This is a genomic window from Streptomyces tirandamycinicus (assembly GCF_003097515.1).
GTDB classification, from domain to species: Bacteria; Actinomycetota; Actinomycetes; order Streptomycetales; family Streptomycetaceae; genus Streptomyces; species Streptomyces tirandamycinicus.
In genome coordinates this window covers 7,099,591-7,124,897 of sequence record NZ_CP029188.1, presented here as the reverse complement: position 1 = coordinate 7,124,897, position 25,307 = coordinate 7,099,591, and the positions used below count along the sequence as shown (strand labels likewise).

General features: G+C 70.6%; 7 protein-coding genes. 5 read left to right on the top strand and 2 right to left on the bottom strand.

Annotated features, from left to right (window positions below):
• Window positions 1-28 precede the first annotated feature (28 nt).
• Both DDW44_RS30800 and DDW44_RS30795 read left to right on the top strand, forming a co-directional pair.
• Entirely contained in the window at window positions 29-21,178 is a 21,150-nt protein-coding gene (locus DDW44_RS30800; protein ID WP_146207073.1) for a UvrD-helicase domain-containing protein, read from the top strand.
• A 14-nt stretch (window positions 21,179-21,192) separates the two neighbouring features.
• Window positions 21,193-21,420, top strand: coding sequence for a hypothetical protein (locus DDW44_RS30795; protein WP_108908573.1), 228 nt, complete (start codon window positions 21,193-21,195; stop codon window positions 21,418-21,420).
• Here the strand turns inward: DDW44_RS30795 and DDW44_RS30790 are convergent.
• Window positions 21,410-21,598 (bottom strand): hypothetical protein, encoded by a 189-nt coding sequence (locus tag DDW44_RS30790; RefSeq protein WP_146207072.1) that lies wholly within the window; start codon window positions 21,596-21,598, stop codon window positions 21,410-21,412. The two genes, DDW44_RS30795 and DDW44_RS30790, sit on opposite strands and share 11 nt — an antisense overlap.
• A gap of 56 nt (window positions 21,599-21,654) precedes the next feature.
• Window positions 21,655-21,912, bottom strand: a complete 258-nt coding sequence (locus DDW44_RS30785; protein WP_108908571.1) for a hypothetical protein — start codon at window positions 21,910-21,912, stop codon at window positions 21,655-21,657.
• A 217-nt stretch (window positions 21,913-22,129) separates the two neighbouring features.
• On the opposite strand from DDW44_RS30785, the gene DDW44_RS33295 reads away from it, so the two are divergent.
• From DDW44_RS33295 to DDW44_RS30775, 3 genes are all read left to right on the top strand, one after another.
• On the top strand, window positions 22,130-22,261 hold the full coding sequence (locus DDW44_RS33295; RefSeq protein ID WP_279634823.1) for a hypothetical protein: 132 nt from the start codon (window positions 22,130-22,132) through the stop codon (window positions 22,259-22,261).
• Window positions 22,262-22,562: 301 nt separating this feature from the next.
• Window positions 22,563-23,135 carry a hypothetical protein gene (locus tag DDW44_RS30780; RefSeq protein WP_108908570.1) on the top strand — a complete coding sequence of 191 codons (573 nt, stop codon included), beginning with the start codon at window positions 22,563-22,565 and terminating at the stop codon, window positions 23,133-23,135.
• Between the two features lie 107 nt (window positions 23,136-23,242).
• Window positions 23,243-25,183: an HK97 family phage prohead protease gene (locus tag DDW44_RS30775; protein ID WP_167455556.1), complete on the top strand. Its 1,941-nt coding sequence runs from the start codon at window positions 23,243-23,245 to the stop codon at window positions 25,181-25,183.
• The last annotated feature ends 124 nt before the right edge of the window (window positions 25,184-25,307 follow it).

Genomic DNA, 25,307 nt, shown 5'->3' with positions numbered 1-25,307 from the left:
ACCACCTCGGGTGTGCATGGTCCGCCGCATGCAGATCACGAACGCCGCTGACCGTATCGCCGCCCGCCTCGAAGCGAAGCGGACCCGCCGCCCCTGGAACCCTGATCTGCACCCCCGGGACTCCAAGGGCCGATTCATTGAGACCGGCGGCATCGCGCGTTTGTGGGGCGGCGGCATGGCGCGCGTCGTGCGTGCCCTCGGCGGCCGGAACGTCCTCGTAGAGAACGTGGCCACCCGCGAGAGGTCCACCGTCCACGCCTCCCGGCTGACGATGGTCGCCCGCCCCGACGGCAGCAAGCCGACCAAGAGCAAGAAGAAGGTCCGCGACGAGGACGAGCGCCGTACCGCCGACCCGCGGCGCGGCACGGGCCGCGCTGACGATGACGACGAGGGCGACCAGGGCGACACCCCCGACGACCCGCACGACAAGGACGACGAGGGCGAGGACATCGGGGAGGACGTCGAGGGCGTAGACCTCGGCGAAGGGCCCGAGCCCGAGGACGATGACCCTGTACTTCCTCGCGGCCGTGTCTTCCAGGACGGCCAGGCCGACGAGGAGAACCCCCAGACGGCCAGGTTCGACGCACTGCCCATCTCCGGAGGCCTGGGGCGCAGCAGGGCTCGGCACCGTCACGGCCAGGGAAGCGCGCTCCGCGCCCCTGGGCCCAAGGCGAAGGGTGACGAGCGCCGCCGGCGGTTCACCGACAGCGACCATGCCCAAGCGGCCACCGAAGAGCTCGTCAGCGACTACATGCAGCCGCTCGACCAGGCGTGGGATGACGACTGGGACGACGATGACGCCCGCTCCGCATACGAGGATCTGAGCCGCGAACTGTCCTCCGCGATCCAGGTCAACGCGGACCCGAACGACCAGGTGAACCCGGCCGAGATCGACGACCTGCCGTTCCTCGCGGAATCGGCCGACGATCTTGCCCGGCGCGCTGAGGAAGCCGGGAAGGACGACATCGCCGAGGCCGCCGCCACGCTGGCCGACGCCCTTGAGCTGGCACACACCCGCTTCGAGGCCCACGGCAACAAGCCCATCCCTCGCCCGCGCGCGAACCGCACCCACGGCAATGCGTGGGAGCCGCAGGCCATCAAGCCCGCCAAGAAGGCTGTGGCAGCCAAGCCGCAGCGCCGCCGGGACCCCAACCGGCGCTTCAAGACCCTGGACGACGTACGCGCCCACTGGGCCGGTGGCCAGCTGCGGCCGTTCAGCAAGAGCGAGGATGCGCAGCAGAAGCACAACGCGGCCATGCCCGAGCTGATGGACCAGCTCGACAAGCCGCAGCTCTCCCGCAACGGGCACTTCACCATCGGCAAGCTCCCCGCCAAGAAGCCCACGGACGGCCCGTACGGCTGGGCCGTCATCCACAACGACACCGGCATGCGCATGGTCACCACCTCGCGCAAGGCCGAAGCGCTGGACTTCGCCAACCGGATGGAGACCGCGGAACTCGACGGCAAGCTGATCGACTGGGACGACCCGAACGCGTTCGACGTCTTCAACACCTCTCAGGGCATGGACCTGGCCCGCCGTCTCTCCGGCGAGTCCCGGCAGGCCTTTGCCGACCGAGCGGCGAAGAAGCGGGAGAGCGCGACCTCCCGCACTCAGCCCGCCCCAGCCACCCCGGAGCAGCTGGACACCCCGCAGGCCCGCGCAGCCCAGCAGATCGCCGAACAGTCCGGCGCCCCCGCCTCGAGCATCGCCGTCGGGCACGTCGGCGCATCGACGTTCGGGGACGAGCGGGGCCGGCCGCAGAACAACGAGGAGCTGCGCGAGTTCTGGAAGCGCGGCGGCAGCGACGACGTCCCCGAATCGCAGCGCGACGTCATGCGGAGGCTCGCCAGCGACCCCACCATCAAGCTCCACCTGGCCGACCACCGCGGGTTCGCCATCATCGAGCGCACCAACCGCGACGACGAGTTCCGCTTCGAGGTGCGGGCCTCCGGCACCGGCCGCTCCCTGTCTGGGCTCGGCACCCGCGGCATCCACTCCTACGGAAAATTCGCAGACCGCGACACCGCCGACCGGTTCACCCTGTTCCTGGCCAGCAACCTGCGCCATGAAGACGGCCGGACCGTCGACTGGGGCGGCCCCCGGCTGAACACCGAGCTCAGCGAGTTCCGCGACAAGGACGGCCAGCGGTCCGGGAAGGCGATCTGGCACCTCGCGGGCCGGTTCGACAGCGAGCGCGGCGCGAACGACGGCCTCGCCGCCGTCCAGTACAACCGCCGCCGCGACCAGGAGGAAGCCGAACGTCAGGCCGCGTCCGCGGCCCCCGAGCAGGCTGCCCAGCCGGACGCTGCGGACTCGCCCCAGACAGCCGCCGCCGACACCGGCGATGAGGAGAGGACGGAGAAGCCGCAGAGCCGGATGGACGCGGCCCGGGCCGCCATGAACGAGGCGTTCACCTGGGCCGGCGCCGCCCAGAGCATGGACGACGCGCCACGTGGAGGGCCGCTCGTCCGCATGCTCTCCGCAGCTGAGGTCGCCGACGACGACGAGATTCAGCACCGGCTGAAGCAGTTCGACTCCGCCCTCGAAGAGCTGGACCGGGAGACCGCGCGCCAGCGGAAGCTCCCGGCCAGTGAGCGCAACTACCTGCGAGAGCGGATCGGCAACGCGCGCAACGTCATCCGCGAGGCCATCGACGCAGACCAGGAGCGTGCCGAAGCGGAGGGCACGCCCTCCCCGGACAGCGCCAGCAGCACCAGCGGCGAGGACCGGCCGCGGTCGCAGCAGCGCAACATCGCCGCCGCCGAGCTGGACATCGTCCTCGACCAAATGATCCTCGCGCAGCGCGGCACCCTCCAGGACGACGAGACATCCAGCGGCCAGATCGAGCGGGCCCGAGCCCTCATCGACGCCGTCCGCGACGGCGAAGCCGACAGCGCCGCCGACCTCGGTGAGATCCTGGCCGAGGTCGAGCAGGCCATCCGCGGCCGCCAGGACGGCCTGGACGAGAGTTCCAAGCGGTACTGGCTCAACGAGCTCGCCGAGGCCCGCAACAATCTCATGGGCGCCGAAGCGCGCCTCGCAGAGCGCAAGCCTGATGACAAGCCCACCCGCGACCAGCCGAGCCAGCAGCCGGCCGACACAGGAGCAGATCGCAGTGAACAAGTACGGCAGGCAGGCCCGGAGGCACTGGGAGACGTACCGTCCGGCAGCCCTGAAGTCCCTGGGCAGCGAGGCGGAGCAGACGGCGTTCTTCGAGACGCTCGGGAACCGGGTGCTCGTCCGAATCGGCGATCTCGCCGAGCAGCTGCTTCGCGATCTGCCGCAGGAGACGACGCAGGACGTGATGGCGTCGCGGATGCAGGCGCGCAATCAGGCGACGGAGATCGTGCTGAACGAGGAAGTGTTCCTGCCGAAGGAGCCCGGGACGGAGCACCTGGAGCTGGGCGAGACGCTGCCGCAGACGTAGACGCCCCCCGGTTCCGGCCGGGATCTCAGGAGGACCTCGCACCGTCCGGCGAGCGGGGGAAGGCGAAGGCGAACGTCGCCGCCGTCCAGACGCTGCGCCGCATCCAGGCGGAGAACCGGCCGGCGACCGAGGAGGAGCAGCAGATCCTCGCCCGCTGGTCGGGCTGGGGTGCGCTGCCCGTCGTCCTCTCCGACAAGCCCAACCCGCAAGACAAGCGGTTCCGCGACGAGGACGGGCAGCCGAACCCCGAGGCTTACGCCCGTGCCCTGAAGCGGTGGGAGTCCTTCGCGGAGGAGCGCGCCGAGGTCCGCGCGCTGCTGGACGACAAGGAATGGGCCGCAGCCCGCAAGAACACCCTCAACGCCCACTACACGGATGCCGCTCTCATCCAGCCGGTGTGGGACGCGCTGCGTTCCCTCGGATTCCGCCGTGGCCGGGTCCTGGAGCCGGGTTCCGGCTCCGGCAACTTCATCGGGCACGCCCCCGACGGCGCCGAGATGGTCGGCATCGAGCTCGACCCGACCTCGGCCGCGATCTCGCAGCTGCTCTATCCGGACGCGCAGATCATCAACCAGCCCTTCCAGGATCTGCGCCTGCCGCCCGACAGCTTCGACCTGGCCGTCGGCAACGTGCCGTTCGGCAAGTACAAGCTGCACGACCCCCTGGACAACCCCGGCCGGCACCACTCGATCCACGACCACTTCATCCTCAAGTCCCTCGCCCGGGTCCGGCCGGGCGGATACGTCGCCCTGGTCACCTCCCGGTACACCATGGACTCCGAGGACGACTCGGCCCGCCGCGCCATGTACGACATGGCCGACCTGGTGGGCGCGGTGCGTCTGCCCGAGGGCGCACACCAGCGAGCAGCCGGCACCCACGTCGTGACCGACCTGCTGCTGTTCCGACGCCGTGAGCCGTCGGAGTACAGGCACGGCCGGGGCGACGACTCCTGGCTGACGGCCAGCAAGACGAACATCGACGGCCACGAGCACGCGGTCAACGACTACTTCCAGCAGAACCCCAAGAACATCCTCGGACAGCTGGCGGTCGGCCGGGGCCAGTTCACCGACCACGACCTCACCGTCAGGGGTGACAGCAACACCCTCGTGTCCCTGCGTGCCGCCCTCGGCCGGATCGCGGCCGACGCCAAGTCCGACGGGAAGGGCTACGACGCCTCCCAGCAGAACGCCGCCCTCTCACTGAACCTGGCCGGCGACGCCCGCGACGGCACGATCGCCCGCGGCGAGGGCGACTCGTTCATGACCGTCGAGGACGGCAACTGGGTCGAGCTCGACGTCCACCCCGGACAGCGCGCCCAGCTGGGCCGCCTGCTGGAACTCAAAGGGCTCTCCAACCGGCTCATCGAGCTGGAAGCCTCCACCCGGCAGACCGGCGAGACCAACGAGATGCGCGAGGCACGCGCGGCTCTGAACCGCGCCTACGACGCCTACGTACGCAAGCACCCCTCCCCGAACAAGCCGGGCCAGCGCCGCCAGTTCTCGCCCCCGGAGGCCCTGGCGCGCCGCAAGGCCGAAGGCCTCAAGGAGGTACCGGACGAGTGGAAGCTCCCCACGGCCCTGGCGCTGTTCGAAGAGGACCCGGACGGGCACATGGTGTTCGGCCTCGACCGGTGGGACGCGGACGCCAAGGCCCCCCGCAAGCTGAACATCCTCACCGAGCGCGTTCTCCAGCCCCGGGAGATCCCCGACCGCGCTGACACCCCCGAAGACGCCGTCGCAATCGCGCTGGAGCAGGACGGCGGCCGCCTGGAGCTGCCGACCGTCGCCCGGCTGCTCGGCATGGACCAGGACGCGGCCCGCGAAGCCCTCGCAGACCTCGCCTTCGATGACCCGGCCACCGGCCGGCTGGAGTCCCGAGCGGCCTACCTGTCGGGCAACGTACGGCAGAAACTCGCCGAGGCCCGCGCTGCGGCCGCCGAGGACCCCAAGTACGCGGTCAACGTCGCCGCCCTGGAGCGGGTCGTGCCCCGCGACATCCGCGCCGCCGACATCCGCGTGAAGATCGGCGCACCGTGGGTGCCGATCGACGTCTACGAAGGCTTCCTGCGCCACCTCGGCCTGTCCGACGCCAGCGTGACCCACTTCGGCGGCAACCGGTGGGCCGTGGACGGCAGCGACAAGGGCGAGATCGCCCGGACCGTGTGGGGCGTCAAGGGCCGCAACGCCTACGAGCTGTTCGACTCGCTGCTGCACCAGAAGCTCATCACCATCACCGAGAGCCAGAAGCTCCCCGACGGCTCCACCAAGACGTACGTCAACCAGAAGGCGACCTCTGCGGCCCGCAACAAGGCCAAGGAGATGGCCAAGGAGTTCAACAAGTGGGTGATGGCCGACCAGCAGCGCGCTGAGCGCCTGGGCCGCATCTACAACGACAAGTTCAACTCCATCGCCCTCCGCGACTACGACGAGACGCCGCTGACCCTGCCCGGGGTGAAGACCGGCTGGCAGATGCGGCCGCACCAGAACGCGGCCATCCGACGCATCACGCAAGAGCCCACCACCCTCCTCGGCCACGTCGTGGGCGCCGGCAAGACCGCCACGATGGTCGGCGGCGCCATGGAGCTGCGCCGCACCGGCCTGGCGTCCAAGCCGGCGATCGTGGTGCCCAACCACATGCTGGAGCAGTTCTCCCGCGAGGCCGTCCAGCTCTACCCGGGCGCGAAGGTTCTCGCGATCTCCCGGAAGGACCTGCACCACAAGAAGCGCCGCAAGTTCATCGCGAAGATCGCAGGCGGCGACTGGGACGTGGTCGTCCTCACGCACGACGCCTTCAACTCCATCCCCATGACGCCCAAGACCCAGCAGGCGTACATGGACAAGGAGCTCGCGCTCCTGCGCTCCCAGATCGAGAAGATCAAGGCCCGGGACGGCGACGACCCCTCGCTCAAGCAGATGGAGCAGACCCTCGCCAACCAGGAGGAGAAGCTCAAGGAGCGCCTGGAGACGCTGAAGGACGAGCGCGGGATCTTCTTCGAGAACACGGGCATCGACTACCTGTTCGTGGACGAGGCGCACGAGTACAAGAACCTGCGGACCGTCTCGAACCTGCCCGGCGCCGCCATCAGCGGCTCCAGCCAGGCCACACAGCTCCACATGGCGCTGGGCTACCTGCGAGAGCACAACGCCTCCGGCCGGGTCGCGTCGCTGGCCACCGGCACGCCGATCGCCAACAGCGTCACCGAGGCGTACGTCCTCATGCGCTACCTGGCCCCGCACATCCTCGAAGAGGCGGGGATTGACGACTTCGACTCCTGGGCGGCGACGTTCGGCGAGGTCGTCACCAGCCTGGAGCTGGCCGCCGACGGAAGCGGCGACTACCGGGAGAAGGCACGGTTCGCGAGGTTCTTCAACGTCCCCGAGCTGCTGCTGGGGTACCGCACCTTCGCCGACATCCAGACCGCCGCCGACCTGAACCTGCCCACTCCGCCGGTCCGCGCCGGCGAGAACGGCCGCCGCGGCGAGGTCATCGCCATCCCCTCGTCGGTAGAGCAGCGCCGGTACGTGCAATCGCTGCAGGACGAGGACTGGATCAGGGAGCCGGGCGGCATCCTCAAGGCCATCGGCTTCGCCTCCCGAGCCGCGATCGACATGCGCCTACAGGGCGGCTCCGGCCACGAGGGCGGCAAGCTGGAGGCCGCCGCCGAGCAGATCGCCAGGATCTACGAGGAGCACAAGGACACCGTCTACCCGGTGTCCACGAAGGACGCAACGCCGCAGGAGCTGCCTGGCAGCCTCCAGCTCGTCTTCCTTGACGAGGGCACCCCCGGCTCCACCGGCAAGATCAAGTTCGACGCCTATGAGGCCATGCGGGACGAGCTGGTCGCTGCCGGTGTGCCCCGGGAGAAGGTCCGCTTCATCCACGAGGCGAAGGACGACAAGGCCAAGGCCAAGCTGTTCGAGGAGGCCCGCAACGGCAAGATCGCCGTCCTCATCGGCTCGACGCAGAAGATGGGCACCGGCACCAACGTGCAGGACCGTGCCGTTGCCCTGCACCACCTGTCGTTCCCGTGGCGGCCCGCCGACATGGCGCAGCGCGACGGCCGTGTCGAGCGGCAGGGCAACCTCAACGTCCCCGGGGTCGACGGCACGCCCGACGACGTGCGGATCATGTACTACATCACCGAGGGCACCTTCGATGAGTTCCGCCTGGGCACGCTGGAGCGCAAGGCGGTCTTCATCAACCAGATGGCGCGCCGCGACTTCAATGCCCGCGAGATGGAGGACATCGGCGACGACGCGGTGTCGATGGGCACCTTCAAGGCCATCGCCTCCGGCAACCCCGCCATCGCCGAGCGTGCCCTCGCGCAGGGCGAGCTGGTGGACCTCCAGCGGCAGAACGCCGACTGGTACGAGCAGCAGCAGGAGCGCCGCGACCGCATCGCCCGCCTCGACGGCCGTATCGAGTCTCTGGAGCGGGCCCTGCCCGAGATGCGGGAGGCCCTGGCCCAGCGCCAGGACGTGAGCGGCGACAACTTCCAGGCGACGATCGGCGGCGTCTCCTACGACAGCCGCGCGGACGCCGCGCAGGATCTCGGCCAGCGCATGGCTGACATCGCCAAGGACACCCGGCACCGCGACGGCGCCACCGTCCCGCTCGGCGAGATCGGCGGCGTGAACTTCCTCGCCGAGGTCGAGTACGACGCCGACGGCAACCGCATGGTCCGGCTGCGCCTGGACCACGCCCCGTCGTACACGAACGCCGCCACCCCGGACACCCGCGGCCTCTGGTCGGCCCGCAAGATCAACGACACGTCGGGCCGCGGCGCGATCCAGTCCCTGGAGAACCTGCTCAAGTCCCTCGACGCCGACATCGAGAAGCGGCAGAAGGAACTCGACCAAGCCCGCGTCACGAAGCGGGAAGCGGAGTCGCACCTGGAGGAGGGGCAGAGTCCCTTCGAGGAGCAGGTCGCTTCCACCGAGCGGCGCGTCCAGGCCCTCACCGAGATGGTCATGCACCACCAGGAGGCGAAGAAGCTCCGCGAGCGAATCCATGAGGCCGGCGAGAAGGCCGACCCTGGCTTGAGGAAGCGGCTGAAGGAAGTCGAGGAGGAGACCCGAGTCCTGAAGGCCCTCGCCGACCAGGAGCGCGCCCGCACCTTCAAGCCCGCCCCCGAGAAGCCGAAGCGCGCCGAGACCGCTCAGCAGCCGGCACCGCAGCAGGCCGCGGTCCGGGAGGACGGCCGGCCGCGCCCGTCGTCGCTGTCCGAGAGTGAACTCGACAGCGAGCTGAGCAGCATCGAGGAGGCCATCAACCAGGGCACGGCCGATGACGCGGCTGTCGACAGGCACGCCCGGCTCACCACCGAGCGGGCTCGGCGCGCCCGCTCGCAGCCCGCGGACAGCACCACCGCGGAGCAGCGCGAAGGGGAGGCCGCTTCTCCGCGGGGGCCGGAGACCGGCGAGGGCACCGTCACCCTTGACCCGGCCAAGGTGCGCTCCGAACTGAACGGGCTCGCCGAGGAAGGGACGAGCGACGAGAGCGCCGGCAGTCCGGGCGAGACGGGCACCACGACGACGTCCGAGACCAGCGAGCCGACCACCAAGGCCCCCGAGACCGAGGAACAGCCCGCCGAGTCTGCGCCCACACCGGCGCCCACTCAGGGCACGGGGTCTCGAGACGAAGCCCCCGCTTCGGGCCGCCAGGCTCCCGCGGACCGCCCGCGGGAGGCATCCCCGCGCGCCGCGGGCGAAGACTCGCAGCAGCAGCCGGCGGCGGGTTCCCGGCCGGAGCGGAGTTCACCGGCCGGCCGCCCGACGCCGCAGCCTTCTGCGACGGACATGGATGACGAGCAGCTGGCCGACGCGATCGGCGACCTGGAGGAGGAGCTCTCCGGGTTCGCCGACTCCACGGACCGGCTCGACCTGGCCCGCCGCCGCCGTATGGAGCAGCGTCTGTTCGAGCTCCAGGAGGAGGAGCGGCGCCGCTGGACGCCCGAGCCTGAGTACGACGACAACGGCAAGCTGGTCGAGCGTTCCCGCGGCTCGGTGGTCCGGGACCGACTGGAGGGCTACGGCCTCAACAACGCCGAGGTCGAGGACCTTGTCACGCGGGTGGAAGACCTGCCCGCGGCCAAGCCGGGCGGCTACTCCGACGAGGAGTGGGAGCGCATCGACGCGGCGGCCGCGGCCAACGAGTCGTACCCGCCCACCGACGAGCAGGACATCATCATCCAGGGTGCGGCCCGCCGCGGCCTGAACATGGCGGTGATGGCGCTCGCCGGTACCGGCAAGTCGTCCACGCTGAAGATGCTCAGCCACCGCATGCCGGGCAAGAAGATCGTCTACCTGGCGTTCAACAGGAGCGTTGCTGCCGAGGCCCGCGAGGCGCAGGCCCGTGGCGAATACGCGAAGAACATGCTCGCCTCCACGGCGAACGCGTACGCCGCGCGCGTGGCCGACCGGCGCCTGAACGACCGCCTGCCCAGCAACAAGAAGGGCGGTTTCAAGAAGCTCAACGCGCAGCAGATCGCCGACCGGATGCGCTGGTACGACACGGTGCGTGCCGGTGGCCGGGAGCTGTCCCCGGGCGGCGCGGCCACGGTCGCCGAGCGGATGCTCCAGCAGTGGGCGAAGTCCGCGGACGCGGAGATGGGCCCGCAGCACGTCAACGCGAAGACCGAGGAAGAGCGACGGGACCTGTTCAACGCGGTCAAGCCGCTCGCCGACCGCATGTGGGCGAACCTGACTGACCCCGAGGCCGGCGACCCCGAGCGAGACCTGACGATGGACTTCGACTACATCGTCAAGCAGTGGGCGCTCGGCGGGTACAAGCTCGACGCGGACACCCTGTTCTGGGATGAGGCCCAGGACGTGAACCCGGTCATGGAGGGCGTTGTCCGCGCCGCTCTCGACCAGGGCGTCCAGGTCGTCGCGGTCGGCGACTCCAACCAGGCCATCTACGGCTTCCGCGGCGCGAGCGACGCCCTGACACGGCTGCCCGTGGACGCCCGCGCCACCCTCACCCAGTCGTTCCGCTTCGGGCCGGCCGTCGCCGACGTCGGCAACCGGTTCCTGCGGCTGCTGGGCACCCGCATGCGACTGAGGGGCTACGACCGCAAGGATTCCCACCTCGGCCAGTTGCAGCCGGGCGAGGAGTCCATGGTCATCGCTCGCACCAACGCGGGCGTTGCCCTGGCGGCGGTGCAGTCACTTGCCGCAGGCCGCACCGTCGCTGTGTCCGGCGGCGTGAAGGCGCTGCAGGAGTTCGTGCTGGCCGCGCGCGCCCTCGCCGCCGGCGAGAACACTGACCATGCCGAGCTGGCGCGCTTCAACGGCATGGCGTACGACGACATCCTGGAGGAGGTCAAGACCGACCCCGACCTACAGCAGCTCGCCTCGCTGTTCTCCCTGCTGGAGAAGCACGGCGACGACATCGACCTTCTCCTGTCGTCCGGAGCCCGCCCCGCCGAGACGGAGCTCGTTGGAGATCGCGTCTGGGTGCGCATGGACTGGAACGACCCAGAGGCCGCAGGCCTTCGCGAGTGGTTCCGCAGCCACAGGACCAACGGCGTCGGCCGGATCACGTACGACGCGAACACGAAGCGCTTCTACTACCAGGCGGGCAAGCGCACCGAGTCCTTCACCAAGAACGGAAGGACGATCAACTACCAGGTCGACAACAAGCTGTCCCTGGAAGAGGCGAAGGAGCGTATCGACGCACACCTCGCCAGGGTGTACCCGCAGACCGAGACCGAGGAGGGCCGCGGCCGCCTGGTGCCCGAGCACGAGAAGCACGACGTGCTCGTCACCACCGCGCACAAGGCGAAGGGCCTAGAGTCCGAGCGAGTCCGCATCGCTGACGACTTCACGGGCCCGGAGGAGACCGACGACGGGAACATCGACTGGGACACCATCCCGGACGACGAGGCGCTGCGCGTCGCATACGTCGCGGTGACCCGGGCCACCGAGGTACTCGACCCGGGCTCCCTCGGCTGGGTGTTCCGCGCCGTCAGGGACGACGACCCCACCCAGCCGCCGAAGGGCGAGTACCGGCGCGACTTCGAGCTCGGCGACTTCCAGCCGGGCGACGAGATCGACTTCCAGGAGGAAGACGGCACCCCGAACATCGGCGTCGTCTCCGAGATCGACCCGCCGGTCCTCAGCGTGCTCAGCACCAGCGACGAGCCGGGCGTGGGCGGCAAGCGGCAGGAGATCGGCCCCGCGCAGGTTCAGCGTCGCAACGGACAGGGCCGGCCGCTTCTTGACGTGGCCTCGGACGAGGAGCTCGACGCCGTGCTTGGCGAAGACACGGCCCGAGCAGCGCGGGAGAGTCAGCCGAACGCCGACAGCGCCGCCGCACCCCAGAGCGAGGAGCCCACCGGCAGCCCGGCCGTGCCCGCCCCGGCCGCCGACATCATCACGGGGGATCAGGTGCCGCCTGGCCCCGGCGCCACCCCGTACGAGTTGGAGAAGTACCGGCGGCGCTTCAACATCCGCTACAAGGTCGGCTACTACGTCGATTACCGAAATGACGACGGCGAGACCGTTACCGCCCGGGTCGTGAAGACCACAGGGAACCCGATCCTGCGCGATGACGCCGGACACGAGTTCCGGGCGGACCCCGACTGGTATGCCGACCGCTTCATCGCGGTGCGTGCGGATGACGGCTCTCCCCTTCCGCGGCCGACGTGGGCGGACACCCTCCCCGAGGGATTCCGGGCTGTCTCGCCAGAGGAGATCCAGCCGGGCCATGCGATCAGGGAGGGTTCGTGGGCTGACCTGTTGTGGGGCAAGCGGTTCGTCATGGCCACGGGGACGGGCGAAGACGGCAGCACGAGGCTCTACACCGCTCACCTGGCCACGATCGGGGGAGTCAACCTCGGCTACGACCCCCGGCAGCTCGTCGTCCTGGACGAGACTGAGGAGTCGCGGCAGCTCGCCGAGGAAGCGCTTCGCCGTCGTGACGTGAGGAAATCCGCCAAGTTCCAAGGCCTCACACTTCCGAAGAAGCTGCCTGCACCCTCCGATGAGACGAACGCGCCGGATGCGCCCACGCCTGCGCCGAAGCCGGACAACGCCCCGGACGCCGACACCAGCTCGTGGGGCGAGGGGGACCAGGTGCTCACCCCGCAGCACGGGGCAGGCGCCATCCGGCACATAGCCGACAACGGCTTCGCTCTGGTCGACACCGACTCCGGGATGCGCCCGATCGCCCTCGCCGAGCTGCGCCGGCCTGGCCAGGACGCGTCGGCCGCCGAGCTGGACAGGAAGGCGGAAGCCGGCGCGAAGCGTGAGCGAGAGAACGCGTGGCTGGCCGCTGCTGCCACCAGCGAAGGTGCTCCGATCGAAAGCATGGACGGCTACCGGCTGGCCAACCTCGACGTGGACGCCGGCCACGGCGCCATCATGCGGGACGGCGAGATGGTCGCCTGGATTCGGGCCCGAGGCCCCAAGGGTGCATCCACCTGGAAGGCGCAGGATGCCCGCGGCGGCGGCCCGAGGACGCCTGCGGCTGCGATTTCCGAGGGCACCGGCGAGAACGGCCTGTACCGCTCCATCAAGGGGGCAGCTTGGTCAGCCGCCTACCAAGCGGATTCCAACGTCGACCCTTCCCACGGCCGTGGCGTGACCCGCCCGGAGGACATGCGCGGCGAAATCCTCGGCACGCTGCTGACCAAGGCCCAGTTCCGTGAGCTCGGGGATCTCGCCAAGCGATGGGCAAACGGCGACGACGCGGACCTGCGGCACGTGGCCAACAACTACTACAGCGGGCCCGTGTCGGCGAACCAGATGCGGTACGCAGCCGACGCCATCGACCAAGAGGCCGACGCTCTCGACCTGAGCACCGCGGACGGCCGCCGCCGCGAGAAGCTGTACCGGCGTCTGGCCCAAGGCGTGCGCTGGCAGGCCCGCGGGCTGGAAGCCTCCGCGACCATGCCCCCGCCCGGCGAGCCCGACCCGTTCAGCCGGCGCGGCGACGCACCGGCGCCGGACGCCGCTCAGGCAGCCGACACCGAAGTCGGGAACGGCCCGGAGGAGATCCGCGAGAAGGTCGGCGAGCACAACGGCAAGCCCGTGGAAGTCGGCGAAGTCCAGACCATCCCCGCCGAGAGCCGTTTCCAGAGGGACGAGGTCCGGCGCTCCGTCTACCTCGACGGAGAGCGGATCGGCTCCCTCCTGCACAGCGATGCGGAGTGGACCGGAGGGGACGCCTGGCGCGCCGACCACGACCTGTACGGCTCCGTCGGTGACCAGTGGTACCGCCAGGGAGACTTCGACAACCCCGGGCACGCCGCGGCTCTCGCGCTCGCAGGCGAGCACGGCAAGCCGCTGCTGAGCTTCCCCGGTGATCGAAGCGGCCGCGCCGAACCGATCCGAGAGTGGGCCGGTGTGTGGGCGGAGCCGCAGCCGGCCGGGGTACGCAACGTGTACCTCGACCGGGCGCTCGCCCACAACGGCGACGGCTGGACGGCCACGGCCGACCCCTGGCAGGTACGGTTCTGGATCTCCACGATGGCCGATGTCGAGCCCTCGGCGCAGTATGACGAGAACACCCGGCGAAGCCTGGAAGAAGTCCCGCAGGAAGCACGCCAGTACCTCGCTGGCCTTGTCGAGGAACTGAGGTCTTCCGTGCAGAAGGCGGGCGAGGAGCTGCGCGCAGACCTCCGTCCCCTCCTGGTCGACCGCATCGCCACCCGGAACGGCCGGAAGAAGGCCCTGGAGCTTCGGAACCAGCTCGCTGAGGAGAGGACGCAGAAGGTCCGTGAGCTGGTGCGCGAGCAGGTCGCGCGTGCCCGCGTCGGGGCTGAAGAGCACGGCCTTTCCGAGCAGCAAGCAGAGGACTTCCTCGTCAGCGTCGTCGGCGGCGACAACCCCGACCAGACGACCTACGGCATTCGTGGCGAGTTTCCCGAAGCCCTCCGCCCTCTCCAGGCCGCTGTCGCGGACGCTCGCGCCTACTGGGCGGCCTTCGCCGGGTGGGCCACGCAGGACGACAGCGGCAACTGGGCTGGCATGCACTGGGAGAACGGCCGGCGGGAGAGCCTCGGCGCGCCGATGATCCCCGCTGCCGATGCCCGATCGGGAACCGGCGAGCTGCGCATCGGTGAAGCAGAGCTGCCCAGGGGCATGCGCTGGGTGCGAGGCTCCGAACTCGGCGAGGGACACATCTTCCACACGGTGAGCTCTGCGCGACGAGGCACGGCCGATGTCTTTGACGGGATGGAGCCGCCGCACTACGTCATCCACACGCACCGGAATGGCCGCGAAGGCGAGATCCGCTCCGTCTCACTGGACTCCGACCGCGGTTCCCACACGGTGGGAGCCGAGGAGTGGGTCGTACTCGTGGAGAAGCCCGAGCCGGCAGTGCGCAAGAGGGCGCAGCACCGGGCGCGTACGGACGTGTTCACCAACTGGGGGCTGCCGAAGGACCACGAGACGTATGAACTCGGCGGTCCCGACCGCGTGGCCGCTCTGGTGGCCCGCGCTGACGTCGCCGAGGTCGCGAACGACGGCAGCAAGAAGGAGTGGAGCGTCAGCGTCGATGGAGTGGACGTCGGCCGGATCGCCCACGACTGGGGGAAGAGCCCAACGGACTACCACGCTGAGAGCGCTGACGGTCAGCGCCGGACGTGGAGCGACAAGGATCTCGCCACGGCCGGACTCGTGGCCGCGTACGACGCGGCGAGCCGCGACGAGCAGGAGGGCAACCGCCGCGACGACGAGAACGACGAGAACGACGGGCAGGACGGGCAGGACGACGCGGACGCCGAGCGGCGCCGCCGTAACCGTCGTCGGCGTCGCGACCGTGACCGCAACCGGCCTGAGTCCGGCGGCGACACTCCGGGCGGCGCACGCCCGGTCATTCCGCGCGTCCCGGGCCGCAACCGGGATGACGATGACGACGACGGCCGCGACTCCTCGGGCAACCAGGACGAGCCACGTCGTCTGGAGGCACTGAAGAACCGGTACCGCTCCGGCGAGGCTCCAGTACCCAGCGGCGCCGACCCGGAGAGGCACGCCCAGTACCTGCGTGGGCTCGCCAGCAACGACAGCCTCACGCTGTCTCCTGGCGGTGGCCTCGTCACCTGGACCAACACCGGTGACACCTGGCGGTTCGGGCACGCGGCCAGCGGCCTGCACCTGGAAGGCTGGGAGGTCAGCGGCGATGCGATCGGCGGCCGTGAGGGCGCCCGTCGCCTCGCAGGCGCCTACGAGGGGCTCCGTGACGCAGACGGCGAGCTGATCGACTGGACCAGCCCCGTGCTCGACCCGGAGCGCATGCGCGCTTGGAGCGACGCTGACGGCATGCCGCTCGCCGGTGCCGTCGCGCGGGCCCGGCAGAACATGATCGACCTGCGCAGCGATGAAAGCCGGGAGGCCTCCGGACCGGACGCCCCGGCAGCGCCCGGCCGCACCACCGAGAGCGGTGACGCCGCGCCCCGGCGCCCCGGCGATGACAGCCGCGGCCGGGCGGGCACCGCAGCCGTGGGCGGCGCCCAGGGCACGACGCAGGGCGAGGGGCAACAGGGAGCGGACACCGCGGCACCGGGTGCGACGGCGGAGCCCTCGCAGTACGTGGGCAACGCGGTGCACGGGCCGCAGCACGCCGGCAGTGTCGACGGCCGCCGCATTCCCACGGCTGAGGAGCTGAAGCGGTACGAGAGCCGCGGCAGCGACAGGGTCATCAACGAGGAAGGCGAGCGTGCGCTGTTCGGCTCTCCGGAGCAGATGCGGGCCCTCGCTGAGGAGGGCTTTGTCCCCGGCCCGCTCATGCGCTCGGACCGCAGTGGACAGGTGTGGCGCAACGGCCGCCTGATCGGCAACCTGAATGCTCCGCACCGCTACAGGAACGACCACACCGACGGCGACCCAGAGGTGTGGTGGAGCGAGCTGCCCTTCGGCTCCAGCGGCCCGCACTTCGCGACCAGGGAAGCGGCCATCGCCCACCTTGTCCTGCGGGACAAGGAGCGGGGCGAGCCGGACTTGAGCATCGTCCACCCGGACCTTGCACGGGACCTGAGCAGCATGGACGACGGTCGCGCCCTTGACGGACGCAGGGGCCTGGAGTCTCTGGAGAACCGCCCGGAGGACATGGAACGCCTCCAGGCGCTCCGCGACCTGCTGGCCGCGCTGGGCCGCGGCGAGACACCGAGCGGCAACGTCGCCGACGACCTCGCCCGCCTGCACGACGAACTGCGCTGGCTGAACACCCACTACAAGCAGCCGCCGACCAGCCTCAAGGAGGCAAACATCCACGGCCCGGGGTGGCTGGCCGACGAGATCCGAAAGCACCTGGACGTGCTGCGCCCGGAGGACCCGCGCGCACAGCACCACGAGGCTCGCCTGAACCGTGCCGCCCACCAGGCCCTCAACGATCTGCTCGCGGACGGCGCACGAGACCGGGCCGACCGTGTGCCCGCAGGCGACATCCGCGAAGGGGACATCGTCCACCTCAGCGGCAGGATCAGCGGCCGCTCCTCGGGTGCGACCGCCTCCCGCACCGGCTACGTCATCGGTGAGCCGCAGAAGGCCACCCTCACCACCGACGGGAAGCGACAGAGGGCCTGGCGTATCACGGTCGGCGGTGACCCGTGGGAGGCCACCCGGCACGCCATCGACACAGAGACCTTCGTCATCCCCGTGGATGGCAGCGGACTCGTGCTCGCCCGCGCCGAAGACGTCAACATGCCCTTCGATGACCACCGCTACGGTCGCCGAGAGGGCGAAGCGCCACGCGATACTGCCCCTGCCCGTAGCGGCAACGGGGCAGACCGTGAGCCCGCCGGCACGCCCGCCGCGCCTGGCTCGGCAGCAGACCGCGACCAGAGCGGCGACCGGGCGGAAGAAGCGCAGCCCACCTCCGCAGGCGGCGCAGCGGACAACGCGCCGTCCTCGGAGGGCGACAGCAGCAACGCGCCGTCCGACCAGGACGACCGGCAGGAAGCTGACCCTTCCGCCGGGAAGAGGACGCAGGGCGGCCGCCCGAAGGGCGAGGAGCCTGCCAGCGAGGGTGACACCACGCCCGCAGACTCGGCCGCGCCGGAACCGGTCGGCGGCCGACCCGCGGAGTGGGTCAAGGTCAGCGACCTCACGTTGGGCGACCTCGTACGGGTCGACGGCACCACCAAGCGGGGAACAGCTCGCACCCTGGCCGGGTACGTCGTGGACGGGCCGAAGTCGATCCCGACGACGCAGGCTCGCCGCCTTCAGGACATGTACCGCGTCCTGATCGCTGACGCCCCCGACAGCCGCGACGGCAAGCCGGTGTGGGTCAGGCCGGACGCCGCGGCCGCGCGCGCCACCCGCGACGACGCCGACCAGTTCCAGGGCTCGCCGCAGACCGGCGCGGACTCGGATGTCCTCACCGGCCGCATCGCCGACCGCGTGCCCACCGACCGCAACGCCAACGGCCTCTTCCCGGGCGCGATCGTCACCAACGACGACGGCCGCGAAGGCGTAGTCACCGGCGCGAGCGCGAACAGCGTCCGTGTCCAGTTCGGTGACGACCGCACCGACGACGACCACGCCCCGACGTCCCTCAACGTCACCGACGGCGGCGCGGCCCGGCCCGACGGCTGGACCACCGGCGGGCACCGGGTGCGGCCCGGCAACATCGTGAGCGACCGCGACGGCAACATGCTCGGCACCGTCGAAGATGTGGACGGCGACACTGCCACCGTCGCCGCCCCCCAAGGGATGGCGGAGCTGCCGATCGGTGACCTTCGTGTCGTCGGCGATACCTCCAACGGCGACGGCCAGGCCCCCCCGAAGGTCGCCCGGGTGGAATCGGTCACCGCAGGTGAGCTGAAGGAAGGCGACCTGCTCGTGCCACGCAACGGCCGACCCAGGAGGATCACCTCCATCCGGCACACCGGGACGCGGACTACGCTCGACACTCAGGACCCCATTGCTGGTGACATCGGCTCGCTTTCGGTGCCCAGCGACGCGCCGATGCGGCGGGCGGTGGACGCGGAGGGAGGCGCCCCCGACTTCGGGCCGGAGGACGAGCCGGAGAGCCCCGAGCCGATCGTGCCCCACGAGCCGGCCCCGGCCGTGGCCCCGGTCAACGGCCCGACGGTTAACCCCGACCTCTCGCCGGAGGAGCGCGACGCGATCACCGACCGCGGGCAGGTCCCGACCGACGACCCCGAGGCGCAGCAGGCCGCGGCCCGTATCGCCAACGACCTGCCGGTCACGGCCGGACAGGCTTCGGCGCTCGCCGGTGCGCTGCGGGAAGGCGCCGACGCCTCAACCTCGGAGGGCCGGGCCGCGCGGCGGGCTGCCGACCACCTGGACGCCGCCGCGGGCAACGAGTCCGACGGTGGTACGGGCCGGCCGGAGCCGGGCACCATCGGCGCCGTCGGTGTCGGCGACACGCTCATGCTCCCGGACGAGTTCGACCCGGACACGATGACCGCGTACCGGGTCGTGCAGATCCAGGAAGCCCCTGGGGGCATGCGGACGCTCATGATCGAGGACGAGGACGGGCTGCGCTTCAAGCGGACCTTCGCCTCCGGAGAGTCGCTGTACCAGCTTCCCGAGCCCAGTTCGGACGCCACGGCAGCGCAGGACGACGACGGCGACACCCCGGCCACGTCCGATCCGGCGGCTCCGGCCGTTCCTGTCGCCCGTGTGCAGGCCGGACAGCTGCGCGTCGGCGATGTCATCGACGCACCCCTCTCCGGTGCCGGCTACCGGCTCAACGACCACCGTCGCCTGACGGTCGTCGCCCCGCCCCACCGCAACGGATGGTGGATGTCGGTGACCGTCATGGACGGCGACGGGAACATGCACGACCTGTCACTGCACAGCGGACGGCAGGTCAACGTGTTCGAGCGGAACCGACCCACCCCGGCCCTGCCGCCGGCGGACGGCAACCAGGACGCCAGCCGCCCCTCCGCGGCAGACCGGATTCGCGCCGACTACGGGGACGCGGTCGTGCGCGGCGTCATCGACAACGCCATCCAGGGCACGACGACGCCGGGCAGCATCCACCAGCTTCGCGAGCAGATCGCCGCGCAGCTCACCCCGGAGTCGCTGCGGTCGGCCATGAGCAGGGTCCGCAACGAGGCTCGCGACGTGATCGACGGCGCGGACCTCGATGACACCGAGCGCGATGAGCTGGTGAGCTCCCTGCGCCCGGAGGCGGCCAGTGCGCGTCAGGACGCTGTCCGCGCGGTCCTGCGCACCGTCAACGACCTCGAACCGCGCGATGGAGAGTCGGAAGAGGAGCTGGCCGCTCGCGCTGCCGACCTGCTGCGACTCATCCCGGAGGCCCTGCGCAACCGGCCCGACAACGACCGTGACGGCGACAGCATCGATGGTGACTCCCGCGTCGATCGCGCTGTGCTGCGGCACGTAGATGACGCTGTCGGCGAGGCCCTGGCGGACGCGGTCCGTGGGGGTGAGCTGACCGAGGAGCGGCGCGCCGCGATCGTCGCGCAGCTCGCCGCGCGGCTGGCAGCGACCCGCGAGGAGACGGCCCGCCGAATCGCCTCCCAGGTACCGGAGGGCCGCCGGCCGGGCGTGTTCGCTCATGCCCTCGCCCTGCTCGTCGCCATCGCCCGGAAGCTCCTGAGCCTCCTCATGGCGCTGCTGAAGTGGCTGGCGAGGGTCGTCGCGAAGGCGTGGCGGGCCGGCCGGAACGGAACGCGGAGTCTGCGGGAACGCCTTGCTCGCTTCCGCCGCAACCTCATGGAGCGCATCAAGTCGTGGCCGGAGACCCGGCGTCTGCGCCGCCTGGCCGCGGCCGCAGACCTTCCCGAGCACGGCGACGGGCTTCCGCTCGGCGACCGTGTCGCCCACTGGGCGCGGCTGCTCCCGGCGCCGGGCCGCTTCGGTCAGGTCTCGCGCCGCTCCCGCTGGTACCGCCCCGCGAGCCGGACGTCTCTGGCTGCCGGACAGCTCCCGGCCGTGCGGGACGGCGTTCGCTGGGCCCCGGACCGTGCCGTGGACGGCGGCCCGGGCCCGCAGGCTCTGCGCCACTTGGCCGCCGTACGGGCAGCGGGGCAGGACGTGGACACCGACGTCGCTGCACGGCTTGCCGCGGCGGCGCCGGAACTCGGCGACGACCCGCACGGCAACGTCCGGCACGCCTCCGGCTACGCCGACGCGGCCGAGCGGCGCCTGCGCGACCTGGAAGCGGCTGCGGCCGGAGGCGCCACGGACACCGACCTGGAGATCGCCGCGGCCCGCGTCGAGGCGCAGTCCGCGCGCCAGGAGGCCACCCGCCTTCAGCAGGCGTACACCGCGGCGCTCCCCGACGCCGTCCGCGACACCCTCGCCGAGCTCCGGGAGATGGGGCCGGGCACCACGGCAACGCTGGTGACCACCCCGGACAGCGACAGGGACTCCGTCCGCGCGCTCACGGACATCTCCCAGTTCGTGCCGCGCGACTGGCTGACGCCGGCCGACTCCCGGTTCATCGGGGCCCGTGGCGGCGACACCGGCGGGTACGACCCGGACAGCCGGATCGCGACCGTCGCGGACCTCGGGGACGGCGGCCGCCGCACGGCCGCGCACGCCCTGCTCGCGCACCTGCAGCAGCACTACCCGGATCTGCTGGCCGCGCAGGAGGCGTTCCACTTCACCCGGACCCACAGCGGCCGGGTGGGAGCGCGGCGCCGCACCTCCGTGGACGTTCTGATGGCGAGGCTGTTCCGCAACCGCACGGAGCAGGGCGACACGGGCGACGTCGTGCCGCTCGGCCTGGGGACGCTGTTCTCCGGCGACTGGTACGAGGACGACGACCTGCGGGCCTTCCTCCTTGGACTGCTCGCGACCCGGTAGAAGGAGAGTCGGATATGAGGGTGATAGGCACGCTGGATGACGGCTCTGCCTACGACGTGGAGGTCACCGGCCAGTGGCCGGTGACCGGCTCCCGCCGCGTGCGGGCCTTGGTCGAGCAGCACGCCGGGAAGCCGGTGCTGCTCGGTCCGCTCGGGCCCCGGCGCACGCTGGAGCCCACGGACACCGGCGCCGTGCTCGCGTTGCTGCGCGAGCACACGACGGTGGTGGAGGTCAGAGAGTGATGGCGAAGACCCACAGGTGAGGGTCGGGGCCCGGGAGGATCACGTAGTGGACGATGGCGGCGCGCGTCGTGATGACGCGCACCGTCTCGTCCATGTCGTACTTGTCTGCCTGCGGCCACGACCAGGGATCAGCGCACGCCTGGAGCACGGCGTTGTGCAGCTCTTCCCTGTCGGGCACTGGCAGGTTCTTGATCGTCTCGCCTACGTTGGCGGCGAACCGCGCCGGGATCGCCGTCACGCGCCGAAGACCTCATCCATGCTCATCGCACCCGTCTCGGGCTGTCCGGCCGCCATCCACTTCTTGTACGCCGCTGCGGCGTGCATGTTCGCACGAGCCCGGCGCAGCTCCTCGCTTCCTGAAGCTGCGGCCAGGTCCGCCTCAAGCACTGCGGCGACGTAGTCCCCGATGTCCATACCGGCCCTGCTTGCGGCTGACCGGACCTCGCTGGCCAGCTCCTCGGGCACGCGGGCGTTCAACTGTGTCTTTGACATAGCAGAATCCTAGCGATCTGCTACGGGCTTGTCAGCGCTGAGTGAGCCTTGCCGCTGCCGGTAGCAGCATTCTTCCTGTTCAACAGCATGATCAAAGTGAGGCTTGGCTCAGTGGACTACACCTCTGCGAGGTGGTGTAGTGGGGGAAACCTCGACCTAGGAGGTGGTCCGCTGCCAGATGGAGCACGCGATTCCCGTCCCCTAGCGCAGGAAGGTGGTGGAAACATTGCCCCGCAAGAAGAAGCGGCAGGGCAGCCCTAAGTGGCGGCCTGCTGACCGCGTCATGATCGCGCTGACAGTCCTCGGACTGATCGTGGCGATCGTGGCCGCAATCGCGGCCTGGATGTAGGCAGTACGGTCGTACCGGCAGGTACCTGGGGGGCACGGAGGGCGGCATGCGACCGCGGCGGGTGAGCAGATCAGGCGAACCCGACCGGTCTCTAGGCGGTCGGATTCGCCCGAAGTGCTCCCACCCCAAGGCGGGGCTGGTGAAAGCGTGCCCATCGGACACCGGACTCTCGCCTCCTGTCTAGCTCCTTGTCCAACTCGTTGCAAATTTGGCGAGCCGGGCACGGAACGCAAAACGAGTGGGCAGGCTGACGCTAACAGCGCCCGAGACGCAAGCGTTCCAAGCGATGACCCTTCGCCGCGTGGACTACGCATACGCCGTGAAGAGGCTGCCCCAGCCCAACGAGCTGACCGCCGGCGACCCGGCCGCCAACCCGCCGCCGGAGCCCCAACCGCCGCAGGAGGACGACGCGCGGCCGTGGGCCGGCGACGTGTACGACGAAGGAGACGAGACCGACCCGGCCCTGGCGTACGCGTCCTTCTCCGGCCAGGACGGAGAGCAAGCCTGGCTCGACAAGGCGGAGGACGGCACCCTCACAGGCTGGGTGCGGGACGAGACCGGCCAGGTGTGGCGCTACTCCGACCCGGACACGTGGGCCATCGACGTGGACGACGCCGGCATGGTGCAGACCAGCGGCACGAACGAAGCCCCATCTGGCGATGAGGCGCCGCAGGCACCGACAGGCGAAGACCCGGCCGCCGACGACACCGACGGCAGCCAGTTCGGAACCGCCGACGAGGTGGTCACTCCCGACGAGGACTTGGGCGACGACATGAGCGAAGAGCCCGACCCCTTCGCTGACGACCCGGACGACGAGACCGACGAAGACAACGAGGACGAGCCGGACCCCAAGGGCAAGAAGCCCTGGAAGTGAACCGGCCCACGGCTTCGCGGCTTGACGCAGTACGCAGCGCAGGACGCTAACCCCCCGGCGGGGGCACGGTGCGCAACGCCCGAGAAGCCCGCCAGGAGGAAACCGCCGTGCCCCGAACCCCGCCGCAGAACACGCCGGCTGCCCGCCGCGCCCAACAGGGTAAAGGCATCGTCCGCGCGATCTACGCCGTAACCGGCGTCGTGGACGAGGTCCAGGACCTCATCATCCCCGGGGCCTTCACCCGCACCCTGGCCTCGCGGCGGGTGAAGGCCGCTTGGCACCACGACTGGAAGGAGCCTGTCGGCACCGTCCTGGAGGTCGAGGAGTGGATGCCGGGCGATCCCCGGTTCGCGACCATCCCCGGCGGGGTCGCGTGGCCGCGCGAGGCCGGCGCCCTGGTCGCCACCGTCCAGTACAACCTGCGCACCAGCCGCGGCCGCGACACCTACGAGCAGGTCCGGCAGTGGCACGACAACGGCGAAGCGGCCTTCTCCATCGGCTACAAGGTCGTCACCGGCGGAGCCTCGAAGCGGCACGACGGCGTACGCATCATCCACGACCTCGACCTGTACGAGATCAGCCCCGTTCTGCACGGCGCGCACCCCATGACCCGCAGCCTGGAGGTCAAGGCTGCCGCATCTCGTCCCGGCGGCAGCGATCTGGAACGCAAGGCGACCTGGTCATCGGTGGAGCTGAAGGCCGCCGAGTCCCAGGCAGGCCGGGGCGTGATGATCGCACTGCGTCTCCCGAGCGACGTCGCGGCCGCCATCGCCCACCCCGAGGGCACCGCTCCAGAGGAGCTGCACATCACGCTCGCGTACCTCGGCGACGTCGCCGAGCTCGGCGGCCACCCGGACGATCTGCGCGACATCGTCACCCCAGCCGTCCTCGGCATCCCGCATCTGAAGGGCAGCATCGGAGGGCTCGGCCGCTTCCCTGATCACGGCGACGGTGAGCCGACGTGGGTGCCCGTGGATGTGCCCGGGCTCGCCGAGCTGCGGCAGCGCATCGTGGACACCCTGAGCACGTCCGTGTACTCGGAACAGCTCCGCACTGACCACGGGTTCACCCCGCACGTCACCCTCGGCTACGACCTGCCCGATATCCCGCCCGTCCCCGCCACGCCCGTCGCCTTCACACAGATCGACGTCGTCCGCGGCCCGGACACCATGTTCATCCCCCTCGGCCAGCCGGAGCCCACGGAGGCGGCAGAGCCCGCCCCCTTTGAGGCGAAGTCGGCTGCGCAGATCGTGCTGGAAGCCGCGCGCCCGGACGACCGCGCAGTCGAGCACAAGTCCGCCGCGCAGATCGTGCTCGAAGCGAAGTCCTCACCCCTCCCGGACCCGGAGACCGCACCCATGCACCCCATGCCCCTGTCCTACGAGCAGCTGCACACACGCCTCGCCGAGTCCCTCCGGCTCCTATGGAAGGACGGGGAGAGGATCGACTGCTACGTGTGCGTGGAGGCGACCTACGCCGACCACGTCATCGTCACCAAGCACGAGGACGGCGCCGCCAGCGTCACCTACTCGATCCCGTACACCGTGGCCGGCCGAGACATCGACCTCGGCGTCCCGACCGAGGTCGAGCTGACCACCGTGGCGGTTCCCGTCTCCGGCGAGACCCTCGCCGTGGACGGCGACGAGGAGATCGAAGCCCGCTACATCACGCCCACCGCCGCGGCGCTGGCGGACGCCACGGCCCTGATCGAGGTCTCCGACGCGGGCCCCTCCCACCTCCAGCACCTGAAGCCGAAGATCGACAACCTGCTCACTGCTCTCGCGAAGAAGGGCCTACCCATGACCGACCAGCAGCAGCCTGCCCCGTCCGGCTCGTCCCTGGACCTGTGGGACGACGACTACGACGTCACCGACGGCTGGGACGACGACGAGGACATGGACGGCTCCGCCGTGCCGACTGTTCCCCCGGGGAACACCGACGAGCCCGACACCGACGACGACTTGGCCGCGGAGGAGGACGAACTCGCCGACCAGGTGCACCTGGACGCCGAGGAAGTCAAGGCCACCCTCGCCACCCTCGCCCTCTGACCTGCACAAACGTCGGGCTCTCGGGATCACGCACTTCCGTGCCCGGGAGCCCGAGACGTTAGTACACGCACTCATCTTCTATGCGCCTCGCGTTGAGGCGTCCCGGTGCTGGCCGGGCGAGCGA

Excerpts from the sequence above, each read along its gene's own strand:
- DDW44_RS30800 (WP_146207073.1), top strand. The coding sequence starts at position 29 with ATGCAGATCACGAACGCCGCTGACCGTATCGCCGCCCGCCTCGAAGCG.
- DDW44_RS30795 (WP_108908573.1), top strand. The coding sequence starts at position 21,193 with ATGAGGGTGATAGGCACGCTGGATGACGGCTCTGCCTACGACGTGGAG.
- DDW44_RS30785 (WP_108908571.1), bottom strand. The coding sequence starts at position 21,912 with ATGTCAAAGACACAGTTGAACGCCCGCGTGCCCGAGGAGCTGGCCAGC.